The 6,094-nt window shown below is 57.5% G+C and carries 5 protein-coding genes; 2 read left to right on the top strand and 3 right to left on the bottom strand.

Annotation, left to right across the window (positions count from 1 at the left end; genetic code table 11):
• Positions 1-352: 352 nt before the first annotated feature.
• Positions 353-1,381: a zinc-binding alcohol dehydrogenase family protein gene (locus AC790_RS12560; RefSeq protein WP_049851990.1), complete on the bottom strand. Its 1,029-nt coding sequence runs from the start codon at positions 1,379-1,381 to the stop codon at positions 353-355.
• A gap of 135 nt (positions 1,382-1,516) precedes the next feature.
• On the opposite strand from AC790_RS12560, the gene AC790_RS12555 reads away from it, so the two are divergent.
• A complete protein-coding gene (locus tag AC790_RS12555) occupies positions 1,517-2,419 on the top strand; it encodes a GntR family transcriptional regulator (protein ID WP_049851989.1) in 903 nt (300 codons plus the stop codon).
• Positions 2,420-2,593: 174 nt separating this feature from the next.
• Positions 2,594-3,946, top strand: coding sequence for an MFS transporter (locus AC790_RS12550; protein WP_049851988.1), 1,353 nt, complete (start codon positions 2,594-2,596; stop codon positions 3,944-3,946).
• Positions 3,947-4,042: 96 nt separating this feature from the next.
• Here the strand turns inward: AC790_RS12550 and AC790_RS12545 are convergent, their stop codons facing one another.
• Entirely contained in the window at positions 4,043-4,957 is a 915-nt protein-coding gene (locus tag AC790_RS12545) for a LysR family transcriptional regulator (RefSeq protein ID WP_049851987.1), read from the bottom strand.
• Between the two features lie 2 nt (positions 4,958-4,959).
• Complete coding sequence (locus AC790_RS12540; RefSeq protein WP_049851991.1) at positions 4,960-6,015, bottom strand: dipeptidase; 1,056 nt, start codon at positions 6,013-6,015, stop codon at positions 4,960-4,962.
• Between the last annotated feature and the right edge of the window lie 79 nt (positions 6,016-6,094).

Genomic DNA, 6,094 nt, shown 5'->3' with positions numbered 1-6,094 from the left:
TGTTTCAGGGATAGGCATTGATGCTGCAGCGCGGGTGTTGAGGCGACATCCCAGCCCGCTGAGCGAGTGAGGGATTCCAGGGCGAGCCGCAGGGATGCGGCGAGAGGCGGCGCTGAGCAGGAGCGAATCGCCGCCGGTCCGTCAGGAATCGCGATTGAGTGAAGGCACCGCGAAGCGGCGGGGTGGGCGGGCGCAGGGCCCGGGGGGGCAGAGGGCGCGGCCAGGCGTCCTCTGCTCGGCCGCCGCACGGCGTAGATGAAACTGCCTCAGCCGATGGCGAACGAAAGTCGCTCAGCACTTAACTGATCGGCATTACGCCATTTATGGCGACCGAACATGCTGGAGGAAGAGATTAACGCTCGAAGTGAATCACGCCCTTAATCAGTTCGCGATTATTGATAACTTCAGATTCAAAGGTCTCCGCCAGCGTGGAGAAATCATAGTGACGATTCAGCATCATATCGGCACGAAGCTGCCCGTTCGCCATCAGTTCGCCGACTTTAGCGAAATCTTCCAGCGTGGCGTTGCGGCTGCCCATCAAGGTGGTCTCCTTTTTATGGAACTCAATGTCGGGAATCACCAAATCCCCTTTATGCAGGCCAACAAACACGATGGTGCCGCCGTGACGAATCAGTTTTACCGCACCGTTCATTGCCGCCGGGCTGCCGGTAGCATCGATCACTTTGGCGGCTAAGCGTCCGCCAAACTCCGCTTTCAGCTGCGTTTCAAAATCCTCTTCTAACGGATTTACTGTCGCCAAACCCAGCTTCTGCGCCACGTGTGCACGCCGCTGTTCGCTGGTATCCGCCACCACCACATTAGCGCCAGCCGCTGCGGCAATTGCCGCCACGCCGAGCCCAATCGGCCCAGCGCCGACCACCAGCACCTGCTCATCCGCCGCCACCGCTGCACGGCGTACCGCATGAGCGCTGATGGCAAAGGGTTCAATCAGCGCCGCGGCTTCCGGATCAACCTCATCCACCGCCAGCAAATTGCTGGCAGGCACGCTAAGGAATTCGCAAAATCCGCCATCCTGATGCACGCCAATCACCGAGATTTTTTCACAGCAGTTGGTTTTGCCGCTCAGACAGGCATCGCACTGCTGGCAGGCCACATAGGGAATCAGCGCCACGCGCTGGCCCAGCCGGAAACCGCTGACCGCGCTGCCGAGTTCCACCACTTCGCCGCACAGCTCATGTCCCAACACGCGTGGATAGCTGAAGAACGGCTGATTGCCGGCCCAGGCATGAATATCGGTGCCGCAAATCCCGGCGGCGATCGGTTTAATCAGAACATCATGGGCGGCGGGCGTCGGTTTCGCGCGCTGCTGCCACACCATCTGGCGCGGCTCGGCGACTACCAGCGTTTTCATTGTTGTCATTGGCTTCTCCTGTGCTGTTGTCGCAGTTATGGCGAAAATCGCCGACGACGACTTTTTGCGTTAGGGGAAGTGTGAAGCCAGGCGCTTTTTTTGGGCTTTGTATGGTTTTTAATAGATAAAAAACCGGAGACGCGCATGAGCCGCAGCCAGAACCTTCGCCAAAACGTCATTAACCAAATGCTGGAGGGCATTGCTAAACGGCATATCCGTTCGCCGCTGCCACCGCAGGCGGCGCTGGCCGAAATGTTCAACATCAGCCGCACCACGGTGCGCCACACGCTGCAGCATCTGCATGAGCGCGGCGTGCTGGAGAAGGTGGATGAAACCTACGTGATTGTGCGCGATCCCAGCGATGAAGACGGTTTTAACGCCCTGACGCCGCCGATCGATCAGCAGGCGCTACAGTTCGAACAGACCTTTTTCAATCTGATTAATCAGCGCCAACTGATGCCGGGCGACACCTTTAGCGAGCTGCAGCTGGCGCAGCAGGTGAAAGTCAGTCCGATTGTGGTGCGCGAATTTCTGCTGCGTTTTATGCGCTATGACCTGCTGGAGCCGGTCAAACGCGGCCAATGGCGCATGAAGAAGTTTGATCAGACTTATGCCGAAAACCTGTTTGAGCTGCGCGAAATGCTGGAAACCCACGCGCTCACTCGCTTCCTCAATCTCCCTTCGCAGGATGAGCGCTGGATGCAGGCGCGTGACCTGCTCGATCGCCACCGTTCGATGCGCGACACCATCGCCAGCAATTACCGCCACTTCGCCGCGCTGGATAAAGAGATGCACACGCTGATTCTCTCGGCCGCCAACAATCCGTTTTTTAATCAATCGCTGGAGATCATTTCAGTGATTTTTCACTCGCATTATCAGTGGGATGAAACCGATCTTAAGCAGCGCAATATTGTGGCACTTGAGGAGCATATGGCGATTCTCACCGCGCTGATTAGCCGCCAGGATGTGGAAGCGCTGTGCGCCCTGCACAACCATCTCGGCACCGCCAAAACCTCGATGATCCGATCGATCCGCCAGTACAATTAAAAACCGATTAAAAACCACAAAGCATTAGCTCCCGCACGAATCTGAAACAACTCCGCAACATCCCGATCTGAATGCTTCTAGTCTCGAAGTCAATCCGTTGGGGCAGCACCGTTTCGCTGCCACAGGATCCCATACCAACGCATAACGATAAGTACCCAGATCCGGGAGGTCGCAATGGAAAATACTTCGGCTCGTGGCCGCGAAAACGCGCCACAACCCGCTGCAGACGGGCAAGATTTTATCCCGGCACGCAGTGACGTGGTGCGCTCGCCGCGCCTCAAAAAGATTCAAATTACCGCCATGTTGCTGCTGCTGTTTGCCGCCATGATTAACTATCTTGACCGCAGTTCACTCTCCGTCGCCAACATGACGATTCGCGGCGAGCTGGGTTTATCCGCGACCGAAATTGGTTTACTGCTCTCGGCGTTCTCACTGGCTTACGGCTTAGCGCAGCTCCCCTGCGGCGCGCTGCTGGATCGCAAAGGGCCGCGCATCATGCTGGCGATTGGCATGTTCTTCTGGTCGCTGTTCCAGGCGGCTGCCGGTTTAGTGCATAACTTCACCCAGTTTATTTTGGTGCGTATCGGATTGGGTATCGGTGAAGCGCCAATGAATCCGTGTGGCGTGAAGGTGATTAACGATTGGTTCAACATCAAAGATCGCGGCATGCCGATGGGCATGTTTAATGCTGCCTCGATGATTGGTTTATCCATCGCGCCACCGATTCTGGCGGCAATGATGATGGTAATGGGCTGGCGCGGCATGTTTATCACCATCGGCGTGCTGGGCATGTTCCTCGCTGTTGGCTGGTATCTGATGTATCGCGACCGCGATAACAACACACTGAGCGGTGAAGAGATTCACTATCTGCAGGCGGGCAGCGTGGCATCACGCAAGGAGCCGCTGAGTTTTGCCGAGTGGCGTGGGCTGTTCAAGCAGCGCACCATGTGGGGCATGATGATTGGCTTCAGCGGCATAAACTACACCGCATGGCTGTATATCGCCTGGCTGCCGGGCTACCTGCAATCGACTTACAACCTGGATTTGAAAAGCACCGGTTTATTGGCGGCGATTCCGTTCCTGTTCGGCGCGGCGGGCATGCTGCTGAACGGTTATGTGGTCGATGCGCTGGTACGTCGTGGTCATGATGCGGTGAAGGTGCGTAAAATTTCCATCGTCAGCGGCATGTTGCTGTCCGCCGCGTTTACCGCGTTTGTGACTCGCGCCACGGACACCACCAGCGCGGTGACGCTAATTGGTATGGCGCTGTTCTGCATCCACTTTGCCGGGACGTCCTGCTGGGGTTTGATTCACGCCAACGTTACGGCGCGCATGACGGCGTCAGTCGGCAGCATCCAGAACTTCGCCAGCTTTGTCTTCGCCTCGTTCGCGCCGGTGATTACCGGCTGGGTGCTGGATACCACCAAGTCATTTAGCCTGGCATTGATGATTTGCGCCGCCGTCACGGTGGTGGGTGCGCTGGCCTATTTGCTGCTGGTGCGTAAACCGATTACGGATGGGATTTGATTCAGAGCCGGAGGCAGGATGGTCGCCATGAATGGCGACCTTACGAAACCGGCGTAGGGTGCGCATTCATGCGCACCGCTATTACCATGAAAAACCTTACTCTGGCCGGGTGAAAAACTGCGATTCACACTGGCGCGCTATCTCCCACAGCTTGTTACGAATCACCTGTTTCAGCTGCAGCGTCGATTGCGACTGCGGCTGATCGCGGCGACTGATTAGCATCACTTCAAACGGCAGTGGCTGCGCCACCGGCAGCAGCTTGAGCTGGTTGGCATAACGGCAGGCGGTAAACAGATCGACAATCCCCACGCCGCCGCCCGCCAGCACCATATCGGCAATCACCGAATAGGTTTTGATCGACAGCGATACCGCAGGATTCAGCCCCTTATCACGCAGCGCGCGGTGCAGCACCCGGCCGAGCGGATCCTGATTCTGCATCATCAGTAGATTATTGGCGCACAGCCACTCCAGCGTTACCGGCTCATGATGCGTGTGATCGCGCGGCAGCAACGCTACCATCGATGACTGAAACAGCGGCTCTGCCAGTAAATCGGCTTCAACCTGCTGGCCGAACACCAGCGCGAAATCGAGCTGATTCTCCATGATCATGCGGCATAAGGTGCTGAAGTGCTCGGTAACCAACTCGACGCTGACTGACGCTGCCTGCTGCCGCCAGTTCACCAGCGCCGGCGCCAGTACCATCTGACCAAACGCGTGTGCAGCCCCGACGCGCACCGTTTGGCCTTCGCCGCGCCGCAGCTGTTCGGTTAGTTGGGTAATTGCCTGTAAACGTTGGTAGATATCTTCCACTTCCGGCAGTAAGCGCCGCCCTTCTGCGGTGACGATCATGCCCTGCGCGCGCCGTTCAAACAGCGCAAAACCGAGCTGCTGCTCGGCGTGATTCAGCACCCGGCTGACATTCGGCTGCGACACATTAAGCAGGCGCGCCGCCGCACTGATGCTGCCGGTCTGCACTATTGCCTGAAACACTTCAATATGCCGCAGCCGCATGATTATTCGCCCCAGGTGGCTTCAAGTACGCGCAGCCAGTTGCCGTGGCAAATCTTCTCCAGCAGCGCGCGCGAATAGCCGCGCGCCGCCAGCGCCTGCACCAGCAGCGGGAATCCGGCTACATCTTTCAGGTCGCCCGGCATGGTTGCGCCATCGAGATCCGAACCAAATCCGACGCCATCTTCCCCCACTTTTTCCAGCAGATACTCAACATGACGCACGATGGCATCAACGCCGGTTGGCGCATGGCGATCGCCATCTTCACGCAGGAATGGCACTGCAAAGTTAACCCCGACAAAGCCGTTGGTTTCGGCAATCGCTGCCAGCTGACGATCGGTGAGATTACGCGACTGCGCGCTTAGCACATGCGCGTTGGAGTGGCTCGCCACCAGCGGTGCATCGCTGATCTCTGCGGTGTGCCAGAAGCCTTTCTCATCCATATGCGACAGATCGACCATGATGCGGCGGCGATTACAGTCACGCACCAGCTGCTTGCCCGCTGCCGTCAGACCGTTGCCGACATCCGGCAACGAGGGATAGAGGAACGGCACGCCGTCGCCGAACTGATTCGGACGACTCCACAGCGGCCCCAGCGTGCGTAACCCGCTGGCGTACAAGATATCCAGCAGCTCGCCGTTGCTATCCAGCGCTTCCGCCCCTTCCACGTGCATCACCACCGCTAACACCTTGTTTTCCATGCAGTGGCGGATATCGCGCACGCTGCGGCAAATCTTCACCTGCCCGTTAGATGCCTGCTCAATACGCAGCAGCAGCGCCAGCATGGAAAAGGTGGCGTCACGCGCTGAATTGATAATTTCCTGAGGAAAATCTGCGAGGTCTGGCGCACTTCTTGCAATCAGAGGATGGGACGGCACCCAGGTGGCGAAAATGCCACCTAACATATTTCCCTGACGGATACGCGGGAAGTCCATTTGGCCGCTTTTGCTGCCAGTGAAAAAGACATTAACCGCGTCCGGCTGATGGTGCTGCCACAGCTTATTCAGCACATCGTTATGGCCGTCAAAGACCGGAATATCGAGGGTAATCGAGTCAGACATGTTGGTCAGTTCCCAGTTCGTGGCAAAGCGCGGTACTGCCTGCTGGCGGAGCAAATTGCACCAAAAAAGGGCGAGCATC

The sequence above is a fragment of the Pantoea sp. RIT-PI-b genome (genome assembly GCF_001187905.1).
GTDB lineage: Bacteria > Pseudomonadota > Gammaproteobacteria > Enterobacterales > Enterobacteriaceae > Pantoea > Pantoea nemavictus.
Note: the sequence above shows the minus strand (reverse complement) of the source record. Positions and strands in the feature narration are given on the sequence as shown.

Excerpts from the sequence above, each read along its gene's own strand:
- AC790_RS12560 (WP_049851990.1), bottom strand. The coding sequence starts at position 1,381 with ATGACAACAATGAAAACGCTGGTAGTCGCCGAGCCGCGCCAGATGGTG.
- AC790_RS12545 (WP_049851987.1), bottom strand. The coding sequence starts at position 4,957 with ATGCGGCTGCGGCATATTGAAGTGTTTCAGGCAATAGTGCAGACCGGC.
- AC790_RS12540 (WP_049851991.1), bottom strand. The coding sequence starts at position 6,015 with ATGTCTGACTCGATTACCCTCGATATTCCGGTCTTTGACGGCCATAAC.
- AC790_RS12555 (WP_049851989.1), top strand. The coding sequence starts at position 1,517 with ATGAGCCGCAGCCAGAACCTTCGCCAAAACGTCATTAACCAAATGCTG.
- AC790_RS12550 (WP_049851988.1), top strand. The coding sequence starts at position 2,594 with ATGGAAAATACTTCGGCTCGTGGCCGCGAAAACGCGCCACAACCCGCT.